The sequence below is a fragment of the Nocardia sp. NPDC004278 genome (genome assembly GCF_053602975.1).
In genome coordinates, this window is the sequence record NZ_JBSGEQ010000002.1 from 51,887 (window position 1) to 75,536 (window position 23,650).

Annotated in this window: 24 protein-coding genes and 1 pseudogene; 13 read left to right on the plus strand and 12 right to left on the minus strand. The window is 65.8% G+C overall.

The window, feature by feature from the left end; translation table 11 throughout:
- Positions 1-9 precede the first annotated feature (9 nt).
- On the minus strand, positions 10-726 hold the full coding sequence (locus tag ACWEO2_RS02780) for an NADPH-dependent F420 reductase (protein ID WP_452403764.1): 717 nt from the start codon (positions 724-726) through the stop codon (positions 10-12).
- A 72-nt stretch (positions 727-798) separates the two neighbouring features.
- Between ACWEO2_RS02780 and ACWEO2_RS02785 the strand changes: the two genes are divergently transcribed.
- Positions 799-1,236, plus strand: a complete 438-nt coding sequence (locus tag ACWEO2_RS02785) for a nuclear transport factor 2 family protein (protein ID WP_452403765.1) — start codon at positions 799-801, stop codon at positions 1,234-1,236.
- A 267-nt stretch (positions 1,237-1,503) separates the two neighbouring features.
- Here the strand turns inward: ACWEO2_RS02785 and ACWEO2_RS02790 are convergent, their stop codons facing one another.
- Entirely contained in the window at positions 1,504-2,271 is a 768-nt protein-coding gene (locus ACWEO2_RS02790; RefSeq protein ID WP_452403766.1) for a trans-aconitate 2-methyltransferase, read from the minus strand.
- 140 nt (positions 2,272-2,411) lie between these two features.
- Here ACWEO2_RS02790 and ACWEO2_RS02795 point away from each other — a divergent pair, with 140 nt between their 5' ends.
- Positions 2,412-2,822, plus strand: coding sequence for a nitroreductase family deazaflavin-dependent oxidoreductase (locus ACWEO2_RS02795; RefSeq protein WP_452403767.1), 411 nt, complete (start codon positions 2,412-2,414; stop codon positions 2,820-2,822).
- 75 nt (positions 2,823-2,897) lie between these two features.
- On the opposite strand, the gene ACWEO2_RS02800 is transcribed toward ACWEO2_RS02795, so the two are convergent.
- Positions 2,898-4,421, minus strand: coding sequence for an FAD-dependent monooxygenase (locus ACWEO2_RS02800; RefSeq protein WP_452403768.1), 1,524 nt, complete (start codon positions 4,419-4,421; stop codon positions 2,898-2,900).
- Positions 4,422-4,622: 201 nt separating this feature from the next.
- On the opposite strand from ACWEO2_RS02800, the gene ACWEO2_RS02805 reads away from it, so the two are divergent.
- Positions 4,623-6,113, plus strand: a complete 1,491-nt coding sequence (locus ACWEO2_RS02805) for a carboxylesterase/lipase family protein (protein WP_452403769.1) — start codon at positions 4,623-4,625, stop codon at positions 6,111-6,113.
- 35 nt (positions 6,114-6,148) lie between these two features.
- Here ACWEO2_RS02805 and ACWEO2_RS02810 read toward each other — a convergent pair whose 3' ends face one another.
- Both ACWEO2_RS02810 and ACWEO2_RS02815 read right to left on the minus strand, forming a co-directional pair.
- Positions 6,149-7,486 carry a HEAT repeat domain-containing protein gene (locus ACWEO2_RS02810; RefSeq protein ID WP_452404139.1) on the minus strand — a complete coding sequence of 446 codons (1,338 nt, stop codon included), beginning with the start codon at positions 7,484-7,486 and terminating at the stop codon, positions 6,149-6,151.
- A gap of 150 nt (positions 7,487-7,636) precedes the next feature.
- Positions 7,637-7,861, minus strand: a pseudogene (locus tag ACWEO2_RS02815) (Tn3 family transposase); the annotation flags it as partial.
- Positions 7,862-7,981: 120 nt separating this feature from the next.
- Between ACWEO2_RS02815 and ACWEO2_RS02820 the strand changes: the two are divergent.
- Positions 7,982-9,160, plus strand: coding sequence for an FAD-dependent oxidoreductase (locus tag ACWEO2_RS02820; RefSeq protein WP_452403770.1), 1,179 nt, complete (start codon positions 7,982-7,984; stop codon positions 9,158-9,160).
- A 235-nt stretch (positions 9,161-9,395) separates the two neighbouring features.
- On the opposite strand, the gene ACWEO2_RS02825 is transcribed toward ACWEO2_RS02820, so the two are convergent.
- Positions 9,396-10,301, minus strand: coding sequence for a LysR substrate-binding domain-containing protein (locus ACWEO2_RS02825; protein WP_452403771.1), 906 nt, complete (start codon positions 10,299-10,301; stop codon positions 9,396-9,398).
- Positions 10,302-10,373: 72 nt separating this feature from the next.
- Between ACWEO2_RS02825 and dapA the strand changes: the two genes are divergently transcribed.
- Positions 10,374-11,267, plus strand: coding sequence for a 4-hydroxy-tetrahydrodipicolinate synthase (gene dapA / locus ACWEO2_RS02830; protein ID WP_452403772.1), 894 nt, complete (start codon positions 10,374-10,376; stop codon positions 11,265-11,267).
- Between the two features lie 138 nt (positions 11,268-11,405).
- On the opposite strand, the gene ACWEO2_RS02835 is transcribed toward dapA, so the two are convergent.
- A complete protein-coding gene (locus ACWEO2_RS02835; RefSeq protein ID WP_452403773.1) occupies positions 11,406-11,954 on the minus strand; it encodes an AAA family ATPase in 549 nt (182 codons plus the stop codon).
- A 140-nt stretch (positions 11,955-12,094) separates the two neighbouring features.
- Here ACWEO2_RS02835 and ACWEO2_RS02840 point away from each other — a divergent pair, with 140 nt between their 5' ends.
- Positions 12,095-12,706, plus strand: a complete 612-nt coding sequence (locus ACWEO2_RS02840) for a MerR family transcriptional regulator (protein ID WP_452403774.1) — start codon at positions 12,095-12,097, stop codon at positions 12,704-12,706.
- A gap of 44 nt (positions 12,707-12,750) precedes the next feature.
- Here ACWEO2_RS02840 and ACWEO2_RS02845 read toward each other — a convergent pair whose 3' ends face one another.
- Both ACWEO2_RS02845 and ACWEO2_RS02850 read right to left on the minus strand, forming a co-directional pair.
- Positions 12,751-13,554 carry an aldose epimerase family protein gene (locus tag ACWEO2_RS02845; RefSeq protein ID WP_452403775.1) on the minus strand — a complete coding sequence of 268 codons (804 nt, stop codon included), beginning with the start codon at positions 13,552-13,554 and terminating at the stop codon, positions 12,751-12,753.
- Positions 13,555-13,841: 287 nt separating this feature from the next.
- Entirely contained in the window at positions 13,842-14,567 is a 726-nt protein-coding gene (locus ACWEO2_RS02850; protein WP_452403776.1) for a TetR/AcrR family transcriptional regulator, read from the minus strand.
- 103 nt (positions 14,568-14,670) lie between these two features.
- Between ACWEO2_RS02850 and ACWEO2_RS02855 the strand changes: the two genes are divergently transcribed.
- Positions 14,671-15,795 (plus strand): FAD-dependent oxidoreductase, encoded by a 1,125-nt coding sequence (locus ACWEO2_RS02855; RefSeq protein WP_452403777.1) that lies wholly within the window; start codon positions 14,671-14,673, stop codon positions 15,793-15,795.
- A gap of 364 nt (positions 15,796-16,159) precedes the next feature.
- On the opposite strand, the gene ACWEO2_RS02860 is transcribed toward ACWEO2_RS02855, so the two are convergent.
- Complete coding sequence (locus ACWEO2_RS02860) at positions 16,160-17,149, minus strand: helix-turn-helix transcriptional regulator (RefSeq protein ID WP_452403778.1); 990 nt, start codon at positions 17,147-17,149, stop codon at positions 16,160-16,162.
- A 75-nt stretch (positions 17,150-17,224) separates the two neighbouring features.
- On the opposite strand from ACWEO2_RS02860, the gene ACWEO2_RS02865 reads away from it, so the two are divergent.
- From ACWEO2_RS02865 to ACWEO2_RS02875, 3 genes are all read left to right on the plus strand, one after another.
- Positions 17,225-18,355: an epoxide hydrolase family protein gene (locus ACWEO2_RS02865; RefSeq protein ID WP_452404140.1), complete on the plus strand. Its 1,131-nt coding sequence runs from the start codon at positions 17,225-17,227 to the stop codon at positions 18,353-18,355.
- 423 nt (positions 18,356-18,778) lie between these two features.
- A complete protein-coding gene (locus ACWEO2_RS02870; protein WP_452403779.1) occupies positions 18,779-19,288 on the plus strand; it encodes a GtrA family protein in 510 nt (169 codons plus the stop codon).
- Positions 19,289-19,308: 20 nt separating this feature from the next.
- Positions 19,309-20,274, plus strand: a complete 966-nt coding sequence (locus tag ACWEO2_RS02875; protein WP_452403780.1) for an LLM class flavin-dependent oxidoreductase — start codon at positions 19,309-19,311, stop codon at positions 20,272-20,274.
- Here the strand turns inward: ACWEO2_RS02875 and ACWEO2_RS02880 are convergent.
- Positions 20,266-20,667, minus strand: coding sequence for a VOC family protein (locus ACWEO2_RS02880; protein WP_452404141.1), 402 nt, complete (start codon positions 20,665-20,667; stop codon positions 20,266-20,268). The two genes, ACWEO2_RS02875 and ACWEO2_RS02880, sit on opposite strands and share 9 nt — an antisense overlap.
- 2 nt (positions 20,668-20,669) lie before the next feature.
- Positions 20,670-20,957, minus strand: a complete 288-nt coding sequence (locus ACWEO2_RS02885; RefSeq protein ID WP_452403781.1) for an ArsR/SmtB family transcription factor — start codon at positions 20,955-20,957, stop codon at positions 20,670-20,672.
- 102 nt (positions 20,958-21,059) lie between these two features.
- Between ACWEO2_RS02885 and ACWEO2_RS02890 the strand changes: the two genes are divergently transcribed.
- The 3 genes from ACWEO2_RS02890 to ACWEO2_RS02900 all read left to right on the plus strand — a co-directional run bounded on the left by ACWEO2_RS02890 (position 21,060) and on the right by ACWEO2_RS02900 (position 23,621).
- Entirely contained in the window at positions 21,060-21,746 is a 687-nt protein-coding gene (locus ACWEO2_RS02890) for a hypothetical protein (RefSeq protein ID WP_452403782.1), read from the plus strand.
- A gap of 187 nt (positions 21,747-21,933) precedes the next feature.
- Positions 21,934-23,175 carry a methyltransferase domain-containing protein gene (locus ACWEO2_RS02895; protein WP_452403783.1) on the plus strand — a complete coding sequence of 414 codons (1,242 nt, stop codon included), beginning with the start codon at positions 21,934-21,936 and terminating at the stop codon, positions 23,173-23,175.
- 89 nt (positions 23,176-23,264) lie between these two features.
- Complete coding sequence (locus ACWEO2_RS02900; protein ID WP_452403784.1) at positions 23,265-23,621, plus strand: thioesterase family protein; 357 nt, start codon at positions 23,265-23,267, stop codon at positions 23,619-23,621.
- Positions 23,622-23,650 lie beyond the last annotated feature (29 nt).

The following is a 23,650-nucleotide window of genomic DNA, read 5'->3' on the forward strand; positions in this document are numbered from 1 at the left end:
CCGGCAGGTTCACTGATACTCGGGCGTCGGCGGAATCGGCTTGCCGTCCGCCACCGCCGTCACCACAGCATCGGCCTCGGTGGCGCGGTACTCCTCGCCGTATACCGCACCGTCGCGGCGCGGGGCCTCCATAACCGCGGCGGCCGCGGTCGCACCGAGATCCACCGGCACGAACCCGGCGTCGGCAATGAGCCCGGCTACGATCAGCTTGGCTTCCGCGTCGTCACCGCAGAGCCACTGCACCACCCGGTCAGCGCCGACTCGGTGGGCGGCCTCGGCCTGGAAGCTCGAGGTCAGCGTGTTGAACGACTTGGTGTAGCGCGCGCCGGCCATCCGCTCGGCATTGAACTGCGCCGCCGTCACACCTTCCGGTGGCTGCGGTGCACCGAACTGATTCGTGGTGTCGATGACGATCTTGCCCGCGAGAGATCCCACCTGCGCCAACGCCTCCGGCAGCACCGGCCACGGCACCGAGATCACCACGACATCGGAGATCGCGACCGTCGCGGCGGGTGCACCGACCGTGACGTCGCGCCCGATGTCGGCGGCCAAGGCCGTGAGCGTGTCCGGATTCCGGCTGAAGGCCAGTTGAATCTGGTGCCCCGCCATGGCCAGTTGGCGGGCGATACCGCCGCCGATCCGGCCCGCACCGATGATGCCTATTCTCATACCACTCCTCGGTAACCGAAATTCTCCCGACGCATTGCTGGAACTGCGCGGAGCCAAACGTTTTCGACGCTACCCTGACTCACAGTTCCGCGGCCCGGCGGAACGCTGTGTCGGCAATTCGGAGGCACCATGTTGTCCCTGCAGGAGATTTCGGACCGTTTGGAGATCGAGGACCTCATGGTCCGGTACTCGCATGCGGTCGACACCCAACAGTGGGATCTGCTCGATGATGTCTTCACTCCGGATGCGCATATCGACTATTCGGCTATGGGCGGCGCGGTGGGGGATCTCGAATCGACGAAGAAATTTCTCGCGACCGTCATGCCGAACTTCCTTGCGTTCCAGCATCTGATCAGCAATTCGTCGATCACCGTTGATGGTGACATCGCCACCGGGCGCACGATGTGTCACAACCCGATGCTGGTCTCGACCGGTGAAGGTCAGCAGAGCCTGATGCTGTGTGGGCTCTGGTATCTCGACACCTACGAACGTATCGATGGCCGGTGGTGGATCAAGCGGCGTGTCGAGGAGAAGAGCTTCATGTTCGTCGCGCCGGGTACTGCCTGAATACGAACCGAGGCTCCCGGATTCGGGAGCCTCGATTCTATTTGGTCAGTCCTGTTGGCATTTGTCGCCGCCGCATGAGCACGTGCCGCCCTCCTGGCAACCGCACCGGCAATCGGGACCGCAGGCACAGGGCGCAACGCTGGGAACCATCGCAGAACCTTTCCGAAGTAGGGATTGCTGCCCGAGAACACCACCGAGATATAGCTGGAGAGCATAGTTGCGCGTTATCGGGATACCTTTGCGCGGACCATAACGATCGCGATGGCCTCAGTCGGTCTTGTGCGCAACGGCAAAGACCCGCCGGAACGGCAGCCAGGTGGTGCCGTCGGGTTGGCGCGGGTAGGCCGCACGCAATAGTGGCGCCAGCTGTGCGATGAACTCCTGCCAGCCCGCGTCGTCGAGTGCATCGCGCACCGGGCGCAAAGCGGTTCCGGTGACCCACTCCAGCACCGGATCTTCCCCCGACAGTCGCTGTAGATAGGTCGTCTCCCAGGCGTCGACCTCGGCTCCGGCGAGAGCGAGCACGTGCGCGTATCCGCTGGGATCGAGCACATCGCGCGGCTGCAGGATGCCCGCGGGTGCGAGCCGGTCGCGCCATTCGTCGCGCGTCGCGAGTTCCCGAATCGCGCGATGGGAGGGCGCGTCGAAGTTGCCGGGCACCTGCAACGCGAGCCAGGCGCCCGCGGGCAGTGCATTCAGCCATTGCGGCAGCAGGGTCGTATGCGTCGGCACCCACTGCAGCACGGCATTGGTGATCACGACATCGGTATCCGGGGCCGGTCGCCAATCCTCGACCGCGCCGAGCGTCGCATCGATGCCGAGACCGCATGCCGCGGAGACCATTTCGGGTGAGGAGTCGCAGGCCTCGATAGTCGCTCCCGGCCAGCGTTCGGCCAGCGATGCGGTGAGATGTCCCGGACCGCAGCCGAGATCGACGACACGGCGTGGATCCTCGGCCCCGATTCGACCCAGCAGATCGAAGAACGGGCGCGAGCGGTGGTCATCGAAGGCCAGATACTTCTTGGGATCCCACATCGGCAGCTCCAGTCGTCGACTCAACCAAGCCGTACGTACGTACTGTATTCCTGCGAATGTCCATCCGGCAAGGAGTGTGCTGGAATTCCCAACCCGTCCTCGGAGTTGGTGCGGGAGACACCGTGAACGATGGGAGTGCAGTGAACGATTTCAACGCGCAGGTGATCAATGAGTTCCGCGCGAACGAGGGCAAGGTCGGTGGCATGTTCGAAGGTGCCCGGATGGTGCTGATCACGACGACGGGCGCCAAGTCCGGCCGCCAGGTCACCAGCCCGCTGGTCTACCTCCCGGACGGCGAGCGCATCGTGCTCATCGCCTCGAATGGCGGCGCGGACAAGCATCCGGCCTGGTACCACAATCTGCGTGCGAATCCGGAGTTCACCGTGGAGATCGGCACCGAGGGCTACCCGGCGAAGGCCGAGGTGGTGACCGGTACCGAACGCGACGAACTATATGCGCGAATGGTCGAGATCATGCCGGGTTTCGGCGAATACCAGGCCAACACGTCCCGGGTGATTCCGGTCGTCGCGGTGTATCGCCAGCAGGCCTGACTCGGTTGAGCCGCGGTCACCTGGGGCCGCGGCTCAACCGTGCCGATCTCGATGAGGCACCACATATCCGGCCGATCAGGATTTGTCGCCGAACCACCGGCGCAGCGCCTCGAGCAGCCCGGCGTGCACGCCGGAGTCCGCGGCCCAGGCCACATAGCCGTCCGGGCGGATCAATAGCGCGGAAAGCTCCCGTGGTGCAACGGGTTTCGCCGTGACGGTGCGTACCGCATCGGACCATGGTGCGGCGATCGCCCGGAGTTCCTGGGAATCGGTGAGGTCCAACAGGATCGCGCGCCCGTCGGTGCAGTGCGCGCCGAGCCGACTGCCGTCGGAGAGTTCGATATCCGGTGTGACCGCGCCGATCAGGTCGTGTCCGGTGCCGAGGTCGTAGCGGTGCAGTACACCGGAGATCTTCTTGAAGATGGCGGTCGCGCCGTCGCGGGTCGCGAGCAGATCGGTCATCACACCGCGTAATGCCCTGCTGCGCTGGTCGAGTCGCATCAGCGGGATCTGGGCGCGGGTCCACTCCAGCACCCACGCGCCGACCGGATGCCGTTCGGTGGTGTAGGTATCGAGCAGGGTCTCGTTCGCATCGCCGCGCACCACGGCGGCCAGTTTCCAGCCGAGGTTGACCGCGTCGCCGATGCCGAGATTGAGGCCCTGTCCGCCGAACGGCGAATGCACATGGGCCGCATCGCCCGCCAGCAGGATACGGCCGTTGCGGTAGTCGGTGACCTGGCGGGTGTTATCGGTGAACCGGGTCGCGGAGTGCACGGCAGTGATCTCGACCGGCACTCCCGAGACCGCGCGCAGGCTGGCCTGCAATTCGGCCGCGGTCACCGGCGCGGTGCGATCGGCGGGCGGGCCGTCGAGTTCCACCGTGGCGATACGACCCGGCATCGGGCCGTTGACATAGATTCCATTGTCGGTGGAGTTCCAGCCGAGTCGTAGCTGTTCCGCGCCGGTCATCTCGACCAGCGCCTGATGTCCGGTGATCTCCGGATCCAGCCCCGGAAAATCGAATCCGGCCTGTTTGCGGACCGTGCTGCGGCCGCCGTCGCACCCGACCAACCAGTCCGCGCGGACGGTATCGTCGCCGACGCGAATGGTGACACCGGTTCCGTCGTCATCGAATTCGGTCAGCTCGACGCCGCGACGGATCTGGACGCCGAGCTCGGCGGCGCGCCGGGCCAAGATCGCCTCGATCCCCTGCTGGGCCACCATAACCGCCTCGGCACCCGGGCCCAGGTCGGCGAAGGCCGGATCGTCGAAGTCGACATGGGATGTACTGAGCATGATGCCCGCGAAATGACCGACGAACGGCGGGCGCTTGGTGGTCACCTCGGGGCTCAGGTATGTACCCGCGGCGCGAAAGCGCTCCAGTGCGGCGTTCTGCTGTTCGAGCAGATCGGGCAGCAGTCCGCGGCGGTAGAAGGCTTGTGCGGTGGGCACATTGATGCCACCGGCCTTGATGGTCATATCGGGTTCTATCAGCCGTTCGACCACCAGCACATCCACGCCGCCGAGGCGCAGTTCGCCCGCCAGCATCAGCCCGACCGGTCCGGCTCCCACGATGACCACATCGAATGTCTCGTTCATGGATCCGACTCTGCCGTTCGATAGTTGCGGAGGTCTTGCGTCGGCTTGCGTATGCCTTGCGTCGGTCCCGCCGTGCTGGTGGCCGGTGTAGGCCCGCACCACCGCCGCGCATCCTCGGCCATTCCGAAGTTGTGCGAGCTGATGGATTCTGTGGTCTTGGGGCGGCGCGGCGTAGAGAATCGAGTCGGACGAAGGAGACCCATGGAACCGATCGTTTCCGTCACCGGCGGCAAGATTCGTGGCCGGACGACCGCCGGAGTGAGCGCATTTCTCGGAGTGCCGTATGCGGCGGCGCCGGTGGGGCCCGCGCGGTTCCGGCTGCCGTCGCGGGTGCCGGACTGGCAGGGCGTTCGGGATGCGCTCACCCATGGCGCCACCTGTGTGCAATCGCCGTATGCCCCGCCGATTCACGCGCTGATCGGCAGTGACGGGATACCGGGCGACGACTATCTGAATGTCAATGTGTGGACGCCAGATCCTGGCGGTTCGGGACTGCCGGTCATGGTGTGGATTCACGGCGGCGCCTATGTCCGGGGGTCCAATGCGAGGGCGATCTACGACGGTGCCGGGTTCGCGCGCGATGGGGTCGTGCTGGTTTCGATCAACTATCGGCTCGGCATTTCCGGATTCGCGGCGGTGGCGGACGCTCCGCTCAACCGCGGGCTGCACGATCAACTGTTCGCCCTGCGGTGGGTGCAGGAGAACATCGAATCGTTCGGCGGGGATCCGAACCGGGTCACGATATTCGGTGAGTCGGCGGGCGGGATGAGTGTGGCGCTGCTGATGGCTTCGCCGCTGTCGCGCGGATTGTTCCGGCAGGCGATTATGCAGAGCGGCAATGGCTCCGCGGCGGTCGCCGCCGAAGATGCGCGCAAACTGGCCGGTGAATTGGCCACGATGCTCGGGATCAATACCGTAGCGGACGATTTCGGGCGCCTCGGCCCGGATGAACTGCGTGCCGCGCAGGATGCGCTCGCACTCGAGTTGATGCGCGATCCGGATCCGCAGCGCTGGGGTTCGTCGATCATCGCGAACGGGCTCGGCATCATGAGTTTGCTTCCTGTGATCGATGGTGAGGTGGTCGAGGGCAGGCCGCTCACTGTGCTCGCCGAGCAGACTGATCGGGCGGTGCCGTTCATCGCGGGATGCACTGCGGAGGAGTTCCGCTTCTTCACGGTCCCGACCGGTATTGCCGCCGGAATCAACACGGAGACATTGCCTTTCGTGCTCGCTCGCTATGGAATGGATCCCGCGCTAGCGGATATCTATGGGGCGAACCGCCCGGCGGCCGCGCCCGCGGATATCTTTGCCGCGATCATCACTGATCGGGCCTTCCGTTCCGACACCTTGCGCCTCGCGCAATCGATCGCCGCGGCGGGCGCGCCGACCTACGCCTACGAGTTCGCCTGGCCGTCGGGCATCGACGGGCTCGGTGCGTGCCACGTGCTGGAGGTGCCCTTCGTCTTCGATGCGCTCAACGGTGCGCACGCACTGACCGGTCCCAACCCACCCCAGGCGCTGGCCGACGAAATCCATTCGGCGTGGGTGGCTTTCGCCGAGCACGGCAATCCCGGATGGCCGCAGTTCGAACCCGATACGCGGCTGGTGCGGATCTTCAACAGCCCGGAATCGGTCGACGTCAGTGATCCGCGTGCGGATGAGTTGGCGGCGCTGCGGAAGTCCGTCGCCTAGGGCGGGTGCTCGTTGTTGGAAGAGCTGTTCATGTGTCAGATGGGCAGTGCGCCCGGCGTGACACCGTCGCGTCGCCCGTCTGCGGTCACGGCCAGCACCGGGTGACCTTTGACCCGGGTGTGCGGCCCAATCGTTGTTGTATCGACCGAGATATGTGCTGCAATGTCGGTGGCATAGCACCGGTCGACGTCGTCCGACCCGTCGGGATCGTCCTCATGGGGAAGGAGATAGCCGTGCTCGGCCGGGATCGGGGGACCGGTCTCGTCGGCGCCATCCTGATAGATGTAGGAACGGATGATCGTGCCGTGCTCGGCGATGCACCATCCGGTGGCGAAGCCGGATCCGTGATAGTCGTCCCAATTGAGATAGCCGTGGGCGGTGCCGAATCGGCGGCTGAGGGCGGCTGTGGTGTCCTCGAGATCGAGAGACCACACGAACGCGAGCGTCCATCCGTCGAGGACGGGGGTAACGTAGCCAACCTTCCCGTCCAGGATGAACCCATTCGAGACCGCCGCCTGGCCGAGCCGCATCGTGACCGGCATCGGGTCTGACAGGTCGAGCACGTCGAGCACGGCCGCCTGGTCGTGGGTGGGAATGGCGTACCACTGGCCGTCCGGGTCGAACGGCTCCGGTACTTCGTGGGGAATCCTGATCCTGATCAGGCGTTGAACCAGTGCCTGATCGGCGCGGTCGAGCCCGTCCCAGCCAACGATCTCCGCAAGTCCGGTGAGTGCGTGCCAGCGGTACGGGCTGGGTGAACGCCGCATCGCACGCAGCACGGGCACCACGCGCGGGCCGATCCCGCTGATCGCACGGCTGGCCTCGCGACGCACGAAGTTGACGGGATCGGCGAGCAGTGGAAGCAGCGCGGGCAGGTGCGACAGTGACTCGTCGGGCAGTCGCCGAAACACCCGGCAGGCCGAGTAGCGCACATCCGGGTCCTCGTCGGCCAGCAATGGAAGCACCGCGGGAACGTATTCCGCGGCCCCGGTGCCCATGGCCGCGAACGCCGAACACGTCCATGACCGCACATTGCGACTTTCGTGGTGTAGCAACGGAACGAACATGTTCCGGTCTGATACCCGAAGCCCCTCGAGTGCCTGGCCGATGGGGTTTCTCTGTGATGGTGCCCCGTTGTAGGCCCGAGGCGATGTGCCGTTTGCGAGCGCGTCCACCAGTGGCTGCAATGCCGGGTCGCCGATCTGTTGCAGCACCTCGACGTAATTATGGGCATACCAGCGATCGGAGTCGCGCAACGCCGTCACCAGCGGTCCTACCGCGAGCGCACTCGCCGCCACTAGCGCGTTGGCGGCGGCCTGCCGATGGCCCGGGTCGAGCGCCCTGAGTTGCTCGACCAACGAAGAAATGCGCATGGGCCACACCATAGGTAGAAGCAATCGGTCCGTCGAATGTCTGCCGCCAGCCCTGGCGGTTCTCAGCCTGCAACCCGGTCGCGAGTGAGGTCTAGGCGGATCTTCATGTCGAGCCGGAACCGGCCGTAGGGGTTGATATTTGGACCAGAACAGCGGCGACATCGCGCGGCGCTCGTTCTCGCCGATCAGGTCGTGGAATTGTGGATCCTCCAAAACGGCCTGTAGCAGAAGGGTATTGATGTGTACCAACGCCGATTGCAACAGGTGCAGCGCCAGCATCGACACCTCGGCGTGCTCGCGGTCGGCGCCGGTGAGCGATACCGACCGCGCGTAACGCATCTGCTTGATGGTCGGTGCTCTGGTCACTATCGTCATGGGTACGGACGTGCGAAGACTATGGGCCGGTATGGGTTAGTCCGGTCAGCTTCCGCTTCACACCACACCATCGAGTGCGACCTGTGCGTCCCTTCCGTTGTTGTGCGCGAAGGGAGCGTCATGAGTTTTCGAGTGATCGTCATCGGTGCTGGTCTCGGTGGCCTCGGCCTCGCTCAGGGGTTACGCCGGGCCGGCATCGAAGTTGCTGTCTACGAACGTGATTCGGCATTGAACTCCCGCCGGCAGGGCTATCGGCTACACATCGACAGCCACGGCAGGGATGCCCTGGAACGATTGCTGCCGCCGCACCTGCTGCGGGTGTTCGGAGCCACTGCCGGACTGCCTGATCCCCGATTCACCGTGCTGAACCATCGACTCGAGCGGGTATTCATACAGGCGGACGCTGATCCGGCGGCGGTGTCGCTGGCGGTCGACCGGCTCGTGCTGCGACAGCTGCTGCTCGCGGGTATCGAGGACGCGGTCGAATTCGGAAAAGAGTTGCGGTGCTATGAGATTCAGTGCGATGGTCGAGTTGTCGCACACTTCACCGACGGTAGCCGTGCCGAGGGCGATGTCCTCGTTGCCGCCGACGGCGTGAATTCCGCGGTGCGACACCAGTATCTGTCGCATGCGCCGATCGTCGACACCGGGGTGCGCCAGCTCTACGGCGCGGTTCCGCTCACCGACCGCACGCGGAATCTGTTCGACGAAGATATGTTCGGAGTCTTCACCGTGATCACCGGACCGGAGCGCACCTACCTCGGTGTCGCGCCGGTGCAGTTTCCCGTGCCGCCGCAGCAGGCCGGTGCGATGGCGGGCCTCGCACTGCTGCCGGTATCCGATTACATGACATGCTCTTTCGGCGCGCGGCGGGAATGGTTCGCGGATTCGGCGGACACGTTGCGCGCGATGAACGGCGCGCAACTGCACGCCATCATGACCGCGGCGACCGAGGACTGGCATCCGCGCGTGCGCGAGATCGTGGCGAACTGCGTGCCCGATTCACTGTTCGCGCTCCCACTGCGCACCTGCGTTCCGATCGATCCGTGGCCGACCACCTCCGTGACCCTGCTCGGCGATGCGATCCATGCGATGAGTCCGGCGGCGGGTTCCGGTGCGTGCACGGCGCTGCGCGATGCGGCGCGGTTGACCGCCGCCCTGACCGACGCCGCCGCGGACGACGATCCGATCACCGCATTGCGTGCGTACGAAACCGCGATGATCGACTACGGATTCGCGGCGGTGCGCGCCGGTGCGATCAACGGGCAACGTCACCTCGGACAGGATCCGCTACCGTGATCTTCAGCCGGACCTAGAACGAATGGGGACGCGCCGATCTCGGCTGCGTCTCCCATCCCGTTTCGGCTCTACCGGGCGATCTGCACCTGGGTGGACTCCGGCGTGTGAACCAGGGGTCCTGGCAGCAATCGCGGGAAAACAACTCAATGGCTTGACCAGCAGCGATGGCGGGTTGCCGGTCCGGAACCCCGAGTTGCGGTGGTCGGCGGTGCTGGGGGCCGAGTCGGACGGTGGCTCAGCGTGATTCGAGCAGGCGGGGTGACGGATCGCTGGAAATCGTTGTGGCGGAGGCGCGCAAGGCGGCGCGGGCCGCGACCACAGCCGGGTGCGCGCCGGTACCGCGCCGGTAGGCCAAGTGGGTTGTGCGGCGGGTCGGCAGGGCTGTCAGCACCACGCTGGGTGGTGGGGTGAGTGCGCCGAGTTCCGGGACGAGGGCGACGCCCTGTCCGGCCGCGACCAGGGCGAGGACGGTGCTGAAGTCGTCAACGTGGTGGCGAACCCGTGGCGTGAATCCGGCTGCCTGGCAAGCCCGGATCGTCATCGTGTGGCAGAGCGTGCCCGGAGTTCCGAGGATCCACGAGGCGGTGCGGTGTTGCGACAGTGACGCGGCGGTGCGGGCGGCCAGGTAGATCGTCTCCTCCAGCAGCGGCTCGGTATCCAGGGCGGGACCGGGCTCGGCGGGCACATAGTCGTACTCCTGGACCAGCGCGATATCCAGTGTGTCGCTACGCAGCGCATCCGGGACGGTCGCCGGATCCAATTCCGTCACAAGCAGTTCCAGTTGCGGATGGTCTCGGCTGAGCGAGATCAGGGCCGGAGACAGGATTGTCGCGACCGCCGTCGGGAAGGCGCCGATGCGTAGCGTTCCGGTGAGCGCGGCGCGGGAGGCGGCGAGGTCGGCCGTCGCCTGCTCGAGCGCGGCGAGAATGGTTTCCGCGTGTTCTACCAGGGTGAGTGCGGCCGGTGTGAGGGTGACGCGTCGTCCGGTCCGCTCCAGCAGCGGCACACCGGCTTCCCGTTCCAGCGCGGTCAACTGCTGGGAGACCGCCGATGGCGTATAGCTCATCGCCTCGGCGACCGCCGCGATCGTCTTGCGGTGGGCCAATTCGCGCAGCAGGCGCAGCTTACGGACATCGAGCATCAGTTCAGCTTATGCTTATCGGAACAAACGTGAACTGGACCTGAGGCATCGGCGCGCGGCAGTCTGGGAATCATGACGCTCACCGGCCTCTTCGTCCCCCTGATCACGCCTTTCTCCGCCAACGGCGAATTGGCTGCGGATGCCCTTGCTGGTCTCGCACACCAGGTACTCGACGACGGCGCGACAGGAATCGTCGCCCTCGGTACCACCGCCGAAACCGCCACCCTGACCCCTGACGAGCGCCACCGCGTCCTCGACATCTGTGGCACCGTCTGCCGAGAACGCAACGCCCCATTGATCGCCGGTGCCGGCACGAACTCCACCGCCGCCTCGGCCGAAGCCCTCGCCGCCCTCGGCTCTACCGTCACCGCGGCGCTCACCGTCGTCCCCTACTACACCCGTCCCTCGGAAGCGGGCATCCTCGCTCACTTCCGCCACCTGGCCGCCACCAGTCCGGTCCCCCTTATCGTCTACAACGTTCCGCACCGCACCGGCCGCGCGCTGGGCCACGACACCCTGCGCCAACTGTCCAGCATCCCGAACATCATCGGCTTCAAACACGCGGTCGGCAGCATCGACGACACCACCATCACCCTGATGGGCACCCTCCCACCGGACGTCTCCGTCCTGGCGGGCGACGACCTACACGCCGCCCCACTCATCGCCCTCGGCGCATCGGGCGCCATCCTCGCCAGCGCCCATCTGGCCACCTCTGCCTTCGCCACCCTGATCCGCCTGTGGCACACCGGCCCCATCCCCGAAGCTCGCCGACTCACCCATCGCCTCACCCCCCTCTCCGCAGCCCTCTTCGCCGAACCCAACCCCGCTGTCATCAAATCCGCCCTGGCCACCCAAGCCCGCATCCCCACCCCCGCCGTCCGCCTCCCCCTTCTCCCCGCATCCTCCGACGCCACCGCCTCGGCCCTGGAAGCCCTGACCCAAATCCCTACAACCGTCCCCGCCTGACTATCAGGACTTGATCCCGGTGCTCTCGGAGTCCGATGACTCCGAGTCGCCCCGCAGGTCATCCGGGGCTTGATCGCAACCTGTGGAACTTCATCGCAGCGCCCCGGGGTTTCCAATAACTGAGCACCACAACAGGATTCACCGATCCCGACAACACGGATGAATTGCGGCAGCGGTGATTTCGATTTGCTCGGCCAAGCCGAGAATATCCGCGGCCCGCGTCGTGTCGACGCGGATTACCGGGCTCAGTCCCAGCGGTCGACCGTGCTCAGCCCAGGTATCCCAATCATGAACCAGGCGCTGTCGGTCATTGTGCACGGCGGCCCGCTCCCGCTGCTCGTATCTGGCGCGCGCCGTTTCCACGGAAGCGTCACACCAGATCTCGATCGTGCGGTCGGCGCCGACTCGGTGCATACCCGCTTTCGCGAACCCGAGGTCGCGCGGTCTGAACCACCATGAGTCGACCACCACCGAATGCGGTATCGCCGCGGCCATCGCCCAGACCGCTTCCATCGCCATCGCGCCGAGTGACGGGAGGTGCTGGGGACCGGAAATGCATTCCGCTAAGTCTTCTTTCACCACATCCTTGGACAGCACCTGCGCATTCAGCTCGCGGGCGAGCGGCGGTGCCAAAGTCGACTTACCCGAGCCGGGTAGGCCGTTGACCAGCACAAGAAGTTTGTCCATCGCACCCCGCAGTTTCAAACGTTGGCCTGGCCAAGGGGGCCCGAGACCCAGATACCCAGGTCGGGTGGTGTGACCGAAACGATACTTGAAACCGACGTTGCGTCAGGTTTTAGCGTGGGTGGGGCACGTCGAGAGGAGGCATGTTGGTCGAGCGGGTGTGGCGGGTTGGGGAGGTGGCTCGGGAAAGTGGGGTGACGGTGCGGGCGCTGCATCATTACGACCGGCTCGGGCTATTGGTGCCGTCGTCGCGGACGTCGGGTGGGCATCGGTGCTACACCCAGGCCGATGTTCAGCGGCTGTATCGCATTGTGGCGTTGCGGGGCTTCGGGTTTGCGCTCGAGGATATCGCGGCGCTCCTGCACGCCGAGCCGACCCTGGACCCGCGCGAACTCATCCGGCAGCAGCTGGTGGTGGTCGATGAACGCATCGCACGCACGGCCACATTGCGTGAACGCCTGCTCGGTGTGCTGGACGGCCTCGATCACGCGGTCGAGCCGTCGACATCGGAGTTCCTGCGATTGGTAGAGGAGACAATTTCCATGAATCAGCCACTGACCCCTGAGGAATTCGCCCGGCTGACACGGCAGCGCGAAGAGTACGCACAGCAGTTGAGCGCGGAAGAATTAGCGGCAATGGCGCAACGGCGCGAGGCCGCCTTCGCGGCGATGAGCCCGGCCGAACGTGAGCGCATGCATGCCCAACGTGCACGAATGATCCCGCCCGGTATCGGGATCGCTGGCGCGGGCGACTGACCCACAGCCTCCTGGACGAGGGATTGCGGCGCGTAATCCCTCGTCTAGGTGAGGGGCCGCCAGGTCCAGGTGGTGGAGAGTTCGAGGGGCTTGGTGGGGGTTACCAGGTCGGGGTGGGTATTCAGGCCGTTGGGTGGGCCGGATTGGGGTTCTACGCAGACGGCTTCGGGTTGTTGGTCGAAGATGACCACCCAGTGCGCGGGGCTGGTGATCGTCAGCTCCAGGGCGTGGGGCCAGGTCAGGGTGACGGTGGTGCCGGTGGGCATGGCGAAACAGTCGTCCCAGGGGCCGGGTTGGGGGGCGATTCGGCGGCCATCAGGAAGGTAGTCGGGGCCGCGTTCTTCTTGCCAGGCGGGAGTGAAGTCGAGCTGAATGTCATTGCCGGAGCCGAGATTTCGCAGAAACCAGGGGTGCCAGCCGACTTGGGCCGGGAAGGTGCCGGCGGTTGCTTCGACGCGCATGGTCAGGGTGACCGAGTCCGGGGCGAGTTCGATCAGCTGGGTGACTCGGCCCGGATAGGGCCATGGGTCGGTGAGGTCGTAGCTCAGTGTGGCGGAGGTCTCGCTGGCGCCGAGTACGTGCCAGGCCGTGTCGCGGCCGGTGCCGTGGATGGCGTGCGGTGCGGCGTTGATCGGCATTTGGTGGACTGTGCCGCCATTTCGGAACTGGCCCAGTCCCATTCGTCCGCACCAGGGAACCATGGGGAACGCACCATAGTGGGGACCCTGCCGCAGCAGCTCCAGGCCGCTGATCCGCAGACTGGTCAGGCGTCCGCCGTCCTGCGGATGAATCGTCAGCTCCGCGTTCCCAGCGGCCAACACGACCGTGGAATTGCCGATATCGGCCATGAGCACTCCCCTTTTCGGCAATGAACTGATCCGGTAGCACACACTGCCACGGCGGCGGCCTGCATGCGCGGTGTGCGCGCGGGAGAAGACTCAGCTGATCCAGTACCGGCGTACCAATGTGCCATCGGCCCCCGGCACGACCGACTCGAGCGTCCCGCCGCAGGATTCGATAATGCGTGCGGAGGCGGCGTTGGTGTCGTCGCAGGCGGGGTGGGACCGGAATACGAACGGCTGGGCTACTTCCCTTGTGATCGTCTCGGCGGCATGTGGCCACTGCGCGCCGCAGGTCAACCGGATGCGGGCCGCAGATTGTTCATGAGCAGGCCGAGGGCGAACTCGAAGCGGTCGTGTCCGGTGCCGGAGATCAGCTCGGCGGCATGACGTCGAGTCTGCGGGAATTTCTCGGCCGGCAGTGCGGTGAAGCGGTCCAACAACTCCTCATGGGTGAGCACCCATTCCTGATCCTGGCGCTGGCGCCGTTGCTGGACCAGCGACTGCTCTAGTGCATAGGCGCTGACGTAGAGGGACAGCGCGTCGCGGGCCCATCCGGCCGTCCTCGGTTCGATGCCACCCGCGAGCAGGATCGCCAGGATTCCTTCGCCGACCCGCAGCGTTTCCAGGTTCGTCGGCACCACGGCCAGCGCGGCCCGCGAGACTCCAGGGTATTTCAGGTACAGGTCGCGGATCTGCGTGTACACCCCGAGCAACTGCTCGCGCCAGGCAGCCGGATCCGGTTCGGGGAGCACGACCTCGGCGTAGAGCCTGCCGATCAGCAGTTCGTCGATGTCGTCCTTGTTGACGATGTGCGCGTACAGCGACGACGGACCGGTGCCGAGCACGGCGGCGACCCTGCGGATGGTCAGCGCGTCATACCCCTCGGTGGCGACGACCTCCAGGGCGGCGTCGGTGATCCGTTCGACGGTGATCGGCTTCTTGCGTGGTGCCGACGCGGCGACCTCGGCTGCGGGTTGGGCGTGGCGAGCTGCGCGGCGTTGGCGGGGATCGGCGGACATACCGGCCACTATAGCTTGACACGATCTAAGTTCGTTGGATAGAACTAAGATCGTCATAACGAACTAAGTTCGTTTTCTTGTTTCGATGTTGCAGGAGTGCGTGATGCGAGTTTCCGTTGTCGGAGCCGGTCTGGGAGGTCTGGCTCTCGCGCAGGGTCTGCGTGGTGCCGGGATCGAGGCCGACGTGTTCGAGCGCGACCCCGGGGTCGTCGCGCGGTTCCAGGGCTACCGGCTCGTGCTGGACCCGACCGGTTTCCAGGCGGTGCGCGACTGCCTGCCGACGCGCTGGTACCCGCTGCTCGACGAGATCGTCATGGACGCCTCCGCCGAACAGCTGATCCTGGACCCGTGGCTGAACGAGATCGGCAAGCTCGGCGCCGGCCGGACCGGCATCGTCGTCGACCGGCAGGTGCTGCGACACCTGTTGCTGACCGGCCTCACCGTGCACACCGATGCCGCGCTGACCGGCTACGACGTGCTGGCCGACGGCAATGTCCGAGCCCGGTTCGCCCGCCGCGACCCGGCCACCGCCGACCTGCTCGTCGGCGCGGACGGCGTCACCTCCGCGGTCCGCGGGGTGTTGTCGCCGCACACCACCCCGACCGACACCGGCGTCCGGTTCGTCATCGGCCGCACCCCGCTGACCGCCGAGTTCGCCGGCCTGTCCAAGGCCTACGGCTCGAAGATCGCCGGCGACGGCGTCAGCCTGCTGCTCGGCGCGATGCGCTTCCGTACCCCGCCGAAGCAGGCCGCCGAACAACTGGCCCCCGAAGTCACGCTGCCCGACATCGGCGACTACGTGCGCTGGGCCATGATCCTGCCGCCGAACGGCTCGCTGGAGGACCTGACCGCGCAGGACGCCGTGCTGTCCAGGATGGAAGGCTGGCACCCGGAGCTGCGCGCGCTGATCGAGCAGGCCGACCCGGACAACAGCACGCTGCTGTCCATCCGGGTGGTCAAGCCCGGTGCGCGCTGGGCGTCCGGCCCGGTCACGCTGCTCGGCGACGCGATCCACGCCACCTCCCCCACCGGCGGCAACGGCGCGAACACCGCGCTACGCGATGCCGACCTGTTGCGCCGCTGCCTGATCGACGCCGACGAAGGCCACCAGGATCTGCTCAGCGCGGTCGACGACTACGAGCGGCAGATGTTCGAATACGGCGCAGAGGCCGTGCGCAGCAGCCTCGAGAAGCTGCCCGCCTTCGCCCCCGAAGCGAAGCTGTCCTGAGGCCGAAATTCACCTTGTGCGACCGCCGGAACCGCCCGGTCGTGGACACACTGACCCCCGCCAGTTGGCGACGCGGTCGACTACTGGAAACCCGGCTCCGCCATTCCTCGGCCACGCACCTCGGCGAGACCAACACCTCCGCCAACGTCATCACGGCCAAGACCGGGCATAAGAGCCTGCGGTCAGTGCAGCGTTACGTCAAACCCGGTCTGGCCGCCGTGCACCAGGCCACAGAGACACTGTCCAGCCCACGCCGGCGCGGCAGGCCAGCCGCTACTCAGGACCGCGGCCTGGCGTATTCCGGTCCCACCCCTTGTGATCGGGTCACAGATCGTTTTCGGCCCACGCTTCGTCGGGGTGCGGATCATGATGGGCGGTCAGCCGAACCGGGTGCGTCGTCGCGGGGCGTGATGGCCGCGGTGACGCGGTGCGCTAGCGCGCGTAGGTGGTCGATGAGTTCGGGTGGTTCGTGCACGTGGAATCCGAAGCCGAAAAGTCCGGTGTAGACGGCTATTTCGTCGAGTGAGTTCGAGCCGGTGTGCAGTAGGCAGTGCCCATCGTCGATCGCCTCGATGACACCGACGGTCGGCGGGATGCGGTCCGCCGCGACGGTGGCCGATACCTCGAGGGTTATGCGCGCCTGGTAGCGATAGGGGGCGGTGCTGACCCCGCGGGACACCCAGCCGGTCAGGTCGACCTCGGGTGCCTCGCGCAGGGTGAATCGTGGCCCGTTGGGGATGCGCGGGCGGAGGCGGTCGACACGGTAGGTGCGCCAATCCTTCTTCTCGACGTCCCAGCCGACCAGATACCAGTGCCGCCCGGTGTGTACGAGCCGATGCGGTTCGGCCACCCGCTGGATCTCGGAACCGTCGTGGGTGCGGTAGTCGAAGCGGAGCTGTTCGTGGTCGCGGATCGCGGCGGCGATCGTGGTGAGGACGTCCGGGTCCACCGACGGCGTGCCTGCCGGCATGCTGACGGTCGCCGCTTGGAGCGCCGAGACTCGGTGACGCAACCGGGTCGGGAGGATCTGCTCGAGCTTCGCGAGCGCCCGCAGCGAACTCTCCTCGATGCCGGTGATCGTTCCACCCGCCGCGGTGCGCAACCCGACGACGACAGCGACCGCCTCCTCGTCGTTCAACAGCAGCGGGGGCAGCTTGGTTCCCGCGCCCAGGCGATATCCGGCCGCTCCGGCGACCGCGTGCACCGGGTAGCCGAGATTACGCAGCTTGTCGATGTCGCGGCGGATGGTTCGGGCATCGACCTCGAGGCGTTCGGCCAGGTCGGCGCCGGTCCAGACGCGGGGTGTCTGCAGGAGGGACAGGAGTTCGAGGAGGCGAGCCGAAGTTTCCAACACACTGCACATTCTTCCGCAGAGCTAGGACGGTAGTTGTCCTAGCCGTTCCATAAAGTCGTTCTCATGAGCGCAGAGATCACTCCCTTCCGTATCGACGTCCCCCAAATCCAGCTCGACGATCTGCATCGACGACTGGAGCAGACCCGCTGGCCGGACGGGGTCACCGGAGTCGGCTGGGCGCAGGGCATTCCGCTCGACTACACCCAGGAATTGGCGCGGTACTGGCGCACCACCTACGACTGGCGGGCGCAGGAGGCGCGACTCAACGCTTTCCCCCAGTTCCGCACCGAGATCGACGGTCATGATGTGCATTTCATCCATGTCCGGTCCGCGGTGCCCGGCGCCATGCCACTGATCCTCACCCACGGGTGGCCGGGATCGATCGTGGAGTTCCTCGACGTGATCGGTCCGTTGACCGATCCGGTCGCGCACGGCGGCCAGGCCGAGGACGCGTTCGATGTCGTCGTGCCGACGATCCCCGGATTCGGGGTGTCCGGGCCCGCGGTCGGCTGGTCGACGAGCCGGGCCGCGCGGGCCTGGGCCGAACTTATGCAGCGGCTCGGCTATGACCGCTACGCCGCACACGGGGAAGACACCGGCGCGGCCATCTCGCGTGAACTGGCGGTGATCGATCCCGAGCACGTCGTGGCGCTGCACGTGACGATGATCGCCTCGGCCACCGTCACTCCCGAAACGGCCGACTTCGACAATCCTGCCGAGAAGCGAGCACTGCAGCTGGCTCAGCGCGCACAGTATGAACTCGGCGCGTATGCAATGTTGCAGGCCACTCGCCCGCAGACGCTGTCCTACGCGCTCACCGATTCCCCGGTAGGTCAGCTGGCATGGATCGTCGAACGATTCAAGGACTGGACCGACTCGACCGACGCGCCCGAGGACGCCGTCGATCGTGACGCGATGCTGACCAACGTCATGATCTATTGGCTGAACGGCACCGCGGGCTCGTCGGCGCGCTATTACTACGAGGGCGCCGCGACGTGGGGGAAGCCCGAACCGGAGACCGATGTGCCGGTCGCTGTGGCGGTGTTGCCGCACGACCTCGGCATCCCTGTCCGCCGCATCGCCGAGCGGAACCACAACATCGTGCGGTGGACGGAATTCGATCGAGGCGGTCACTTCGCGGCGATGGAGGAACCGGACCTCATCGTCGACGACCTGCGTGCCACGTTCCGCGAATACCGTAAATAGACACGGAATCTCGCGTTTGATCCGTGGTAGCGGATCGAATCACAGGAGCTCAGGACCTCGAGTTGTCGAGGGCTGACTGCCAGCAAGAACCCGCGGCGACCAATGCCAGCGCCTCGACCGGACCCATGATCATTCGTGGTATCCGGTCGAGGTGCGCACCGCGTCACTCGTCATCGTCGGGGGCGTCCGGATCCCGCAGTGGCCGGTGCCGGCCACCGAGGTCGGGCAGGTGCGTGGCCCTGCGGGCGTACCTGCTTTCGGATGAACGCCGACAGCCAGGCGGCGTCGGCGTCGCGGACCGGATAGTCGAGGCGCCGCAAGCACGTCGACCCAACGGTGCCCGAGCGCGCATGCTGGAGTGATACCGTCCGACCCGTCGGTTGAGAACGCGAGGTGGTGCATGTGCTGGATATAGTGCGGGGCGTGTCCTTCGTCCAGCCAGCTCTCGACCGCATTCCGGAGCCGTATCGGTCCTTTCTGATCGAGCGCCGCGAACTGCTGAAGTTCGCGGTGGTCGGCGGGATCACCTGGTTCATCGACACCGGCATCGTGTACGCGCTCAAACTGACCGTCCTCGGCGAAAAGCCACTCACGGCGCGTGTTCTCGGTGTGCTGATCGCCACCATCGTGTCCTATGTGCTCAATCGGGAATGGTCGTTCCGAACCAGGGGTGGCCGGGAACGACATCATGAGGCGGCCCTGTTCTTTGCCATCAGCGCGCTCGGTATCGGTGTCACCCTATTGCCCCAGGCTGTGGCGCTGTATGTGCTCGATATCCGGGTGCCGCATGTCAGCCCGGTCACGCAGGCGGTGTCGAACTTCATTACCGGCCAGATCCTCGGTGTCCTGGTCGCCATGGCATTCCGATACTGGGCATTCCGCCGGTACGCCTTCCCCGACGATCTCGTCCAATCCGAGCTGGAACCGCGGTAGGCCGTTTACCTTCGGGGTAATTGACCCTGAACCTGGACGGTCCGAAGATCGCCGGTATGACTCGGATCGGTGTTCTTCTGCCCAGCCGCGAAACCGCCATGACCGGCGACCACGACGCTGCCGGACTTGTCCGCTTTGCCCAAGCCGTTGAGGATGCCGGGTTCGACTCGGTGTGGATCGGTGATTCCCCATTGGCCCGCACGCGGGTCGATCCACTGCCGCTGCTGGCCGCGGTCGCCGCGACCACCTCGCGGGTACGGCTCGGCACCGCCGCGTTGACCGCGACATTGCGTCATCCGCTGCTCGGCGCGCACACCGCCGCCACGGTCGACCAAATCAGCAACGGCCGATTGATCCTCGGCCTCGGCGCCGGATTCCCGGCACCCGAGAGCCAGGACGAATTCGCCGCCGTCGGTGTTCCGTTCACCACGCGCGTGGGCCGACTCGACGAGACGGTCGCCATCTGGCGGCGGAGTTGGTCCAGCGCAAACGATTTCGACGGCCGCTACTGGCAACTCGATGATCTGTCCCGCGCGCTGCCCGCCGCGAGCCCGGCCGGTCCCCCGCTCTGGCTGGCGGGCAGCGACACACCGCGGGTACTGGAACGGGTGGCCCGGCACTACGACGGCTGGCTGCCGTTCCTGCCGGATCCGGATGCCTATGCCCGCGCGTGGACCACGATCCGCGAAAAGACCACCCGCACAATTACTCCCGGCCTCTACGCCACGGTCAATATCAACCCGGACGCCGCTGCCGCGCGTGCCGAACTCGACGGCTACGTGCGCCAGTACTACCGTCGATCCTTGGACGAAATGTCGATGATCCAAGCCTATTTCGGCGGCTCGGCCGAGGAATGTGTGCAGTGGCTCGGCCGATACCTCGACGCCGGTGCGTCGCATCTGGTGCTGCGCATCGGTTCACTCGATGCCCGTCGCCAACTGGATCTGCTCGCCGACGCGCTGCTCCCGGCCCGCCGATCAGCTTGAACCTCGAGCCTTGTGCTGGGCGATCTGAATCAGATTGCCGCATGTGTCATCGAGTACCGCGGTGATCACCGGTCCGTGATCGAGCGGCTCCTGGGTGAACCGGACGCCGAGCCGGAGCAACCGCTCGTACTCGGCGTGCAGATCGTCCACTGCGAACGACGTATACGGAATCCCGTCCTCGACCAGCGCCTTCTTGAACGGCCCAGCGGCCGGATGCGCATCGGGCTCCAAGAGCAATTCGACGCCGTCGGGGTCCTGCGGTGAGGTGACGGTCAGCCAGCGCGCCTCGCCGAGCGGAATCTCGGTCTTCTTCACGAAGCCGAGGACTTCGGTGTAGAAGCGCAATGCCTTGTCCTGATCGTCGACCAGGACGCTGGTGACATTGATGCGGATCATTATTCCTCCTGAAGCCAGCGGTGCGTGAGTCGCCGCAGTGGTTCTCGATTCAGATGGTGGAACTTGTACCGGCCGTCGCGTCGGGTGGTCACCAGACCGGCGGCCGCGAGCACATCCAGATGCTGCGAGACCGCCTGCCTGCTCGAGGTGAGCTGGTGGCCCATGGTGAGCCGGGTACAGAGTTCGAATAGCGTCTGGCCGTCGCGATCGGCCAGCTCGTCGAGGATCGCGCGGCGTGTGGGATCGGCCAGTGCCTTGAATACATCGCCAGCCGGGCCGATATTCACGCTCCTCACTATAGGCAAGCATCTACTTGCCTATCAACCCTCGGGCCGCAAACCGTGCGGTATCCAGGGCGAATGGGGTAGCGGCCGAGCTAAATTGGGTGGATGAGTTATGAGTTCGTGGTGCTACCGGCAGGCGCGGCGGCATCGCCGGGGGACGCACTTCCCTACTTTCGTTCGCGGCGCGGGCAGCCCGCGGACGACCATCTCTATCAGACCGTCATCGCCGGACTGCACGGGTGGAACAGCCGAATTCCGGCCGCCGCACGGCATGCCCGACTGCGGATCGAGGCGGCAGGCGATGCTGTGCGCGTGACCGCAGCCGATAGCGTGGACCGCCGAAGAACGCGTGGCTCCGCGAAGGATTATGCGGAGCCACGCATTCGCGAGCTCATCGAAGCGCTCATTACGGGTTTCGCCTATGAAATCTACGATGCGCGAGCCAACACCTTGACCAGCCCCGAAATCCGCCGCTTCGTCCTGGTGGATATCGGCGGTGAGCGCAAGTATTCCTCGCTCACCCAACGTGACATCTTCGACTGGGTCCGCCAGCTCCATCTGCTGGCCGCCACTCCATTCCTGATCGCCGAAAAGCGAAATAGCACCAAGAGTTTCATCCAGACCTACCGCAACTCCCCCACCGACTACACCGTCGAACTCCACCACCCCGTCCGCGACCAACGCCTCGGCGCCACACTGACCGACGGCGCAACCGTCGCCCAGCTCATCTGGGACTGGGCCAGTGACGAGTGGAGCCGCCTGGACCAAGTCCCGTGGGAGCCGCTGGACTGAGGCTCAGTCCAAAAGGTCAGCGCCACTCCATGCTTCACGCTGCGGCCGCGCGGCGATGCGCGTCCTCTTCGGTCGGGTCCTCGGCGATGCCTCGAATTCGTTCGCCTAGCACCGGAATCCCGCCGACCGGTCGGAGCGATTATCCACGCGGCCGAAACTACATTAGCGCTAATGTATATTCTTGGGCATGCAGGTACTTCCGTCGCCGGGGCTCGGCGAGCTTCTTCGGTATGTCGGTGAGCTGGTCGATCGAGGTGCCGAGGAGGTGTACGCCTCACTTGGCATGTCGTACCGCCCTCGGTACACCCCGGTGTTGCGGGCGATGAACGACGGTGCATCAACCGTCACCGACATCACCAACCGGACGCACGTCACGCAGAGCGCAATCAGCCAGACCGTGGGGTTGATGGTGGCGGATGAGCTGCTCGAACGAGAGCGACTTCCCGATGGCCGCATGAGCGGCCTGCGCCTGACCGATAAAGGGCGCGGTCTCGTCGAGCAGCTCGAGCCGCATTGGGAGGTCACGTTCGTGGCGGTGGTGGACTTGGAAAGGGAGATCGGATTCCCGATCCGGCGAGTTCTCGGAGACACCGCCAGCGCGTTGCAGCGCACCGGATTCGCGGACCGGATCCGAACGGCTCGGCAACACAAGCAGCAGCGGAATGTGTTGCTCGCACAGGGCGCAACACAGGGCAAGAACTGGTTCGATCGCGAGGGACGGGCGTACGCGCGCTTCCGTCCGGAGTACCCGGATCGTCTCGCGATGTTCCTCGCATCACTGGCGCCGGCCGCGGACCTCGCGGTCGATGTCGGATGTGGAACCGGGCAACTGACCTGCCAGCTCGCCCCCTACTTCTATGCCACGATCGGTCTCGATCCGAGCGCCGAGCAAATCGAGCATGCTCAACCGCAGAAGCGGGTCCGTTACGTCCGGGCGCCTGCCGAGAAGCTGGCTGTCCCGGATCGCAGTGCTGCCCTGATCACCGCCGCCCAGGCGGTGCACTGGTTCGACCGGCCCGCGTTCTATTCCGAGGTCCGCCGGATCGCCGTCGACAGCGCGGTGCTCGCGTTGATCAGCTACGGGGTAATGCAACTCGAACCCGACCTGGCCGACCGGTTCGACCGCTTCTACCGTGACGAGATCGGCCCGTACTGGCCACCGGAACGCAAGCTCGTCGACAGCGGCTACGCGGACCTCGACTTCCCGTTCGAGGAATACCCGGCACCGCCGATGCGCATCACGAAGGACTGGAACCTCAACGAGGTGCTCGGTTACCTGTCGACCTGGTCAGCGGTGCGACGAGTCAATGACGCGGGCAAGCCCGAGGTCCTACACACCTTCGCAGCGGACCTGACCGCCCTGTGGGGTGATCCCACGAAGCCGCGACAGGTCACCTGGCCCGTCAACATGAGAATCGGAATCGTATGAACACACTCGATGAACAACACCCGCCCCTTCGCCTTGGCCTGTCGCACCGCGAGCACATGGTCGTCGGTGCGCAACACACCGTTCCCCGCGTGGAACCGTCGTGGCCCGGGTTCGTCGACATGCCACCTGTTTTCGCCACCGCGATGATGATCGGATTCGTCGAACAGACCTGCATCACCGCACTCCGGCCATATCTGTCCGACAAGCAAAGAACGGTCGGCACCCACGTGGACGTCAGCCATGTCGCCGCAACGCCGGAAGGCATGACCGTGACCGCCGATATCACCCTGACCGACATCGACGGCCGAACCCTTCAATTCGACGTGACCTGCCACGACGAATCCGGCCTTATCTGTTCGGGAACTCACCGCCGAGCAATCGTCGACATCGACGCCTTCATCAATCGCGTTGTCGGCAAGAAGGGCCAGCCACGCACCAGCGCCTGACGAGCCACCATGTCCCGGAGCCGCCAAGC

Coding starts and splice junctions, on each gene's coding strand:
- ACWEO2_RS02850 (WP_452403776.1), bottom strand. CDS start 14,567: ATGTCCGCCGATCCCCGCCAACGCCGCGCAGCTCGCCACGCCCAACCC.
- ACWEO2_RS02825 (WP_452403771.1), bottom strand. CDS start 10,301: ATGCTCGATGTCCGTAAGCTGCGCCTGCTGCGCGAATTGGCCCACCGC.
- ACWEO2_RS02855 (WP_452403777.1), top strand. CDS start 14,671: ATGCGAGTTTCCGTTGTCGGAGCCGGTCTGGGAGGTCTGGCTCTCGCG.
- ACWEO2_RS02800 (WP_452403768.1), bottom strand. CDS start 4,421: ATGAACGAGACATTCGATGTGGTCATCGTGGGAGCCGGACCGGTCGGG.
- ACWEO2_RS02835 (WP_452403773.1), bottom strand. CDS start 11,954: ATGGACAAACTTCTTGTGCTGGTCAACGGCCTACCCGGCTCGGGTAAG.
- ACWEO2_RS02895 (WP_452403783.1), top strand. CDS start 21,934: ATGCAGGTACTTCCGTCGCCGGGGCTCGGCGAGCTTCTTCGGTATGTC.
- ACWEO2_RS02810 (WP_452404139.1), bottom strand. CDS start 7,486: ATGCGCATTTCTTCGTTGGTCGAGCAACTCAGGGCGCTCGACCCGGGC.
- ACWEO2_RS02890 (WP_452403782.1), top strand. CDS start 21,060: ATGAGTTATGAGTTCGTGGTGCTACCGGCAGGCGCGGCGGCATCGCCG.
- ACWEO2_RS02790 (WP_452403766.1), bottom strand. CDS start 2,271: ATGTGGGATCCCAAGAAGTATCTGGCCTTCGATGACCACCGCTCGCGC.
- dapA (WP_452403772.1), top strand. CDS start 10,374: ATGACGCTCACCGGCCTCTTCGTCCCCCTGATCACGCCTTTCTCCGCC.
- ACWEO2_RS02805 (WP_452403769.1), top strand. CDS start 4,623: ATGGAACCGATCGTTTCCGTCACCGGCGGCAAGATTCGTGGCCGGACG.
- ACWEO2_RS02840 (WP_452403774.1), top strand. CDS start 12,095: ATGTTGGTCGAGCGGGTGTGGCGGGTTGGGGAGGTGGCTCGGGAAAGT.
- ACWEO2_RS02845 (WP_452403775.1), bottom strand. CDS start 13,554: ATGGCCGATATCGGCAATTCCACGGTCGTGTTGGCCGCTGGGAACGCG.
- ACWEO2_RS02785 (WP_452403765.1), top strand. CDS start 799: ATGTTGTCCCTGCAGGAGATTTCGGACCGTTTGGAGATCGAGGACCTC.
- ACWEO2_RS02820 (WP_452403770.1), top strand. CDS start 7,982: ATGAGTTTTCGAGTGATCGTCATCGGTGCTGGTCTCGGTGGCCTCGGC.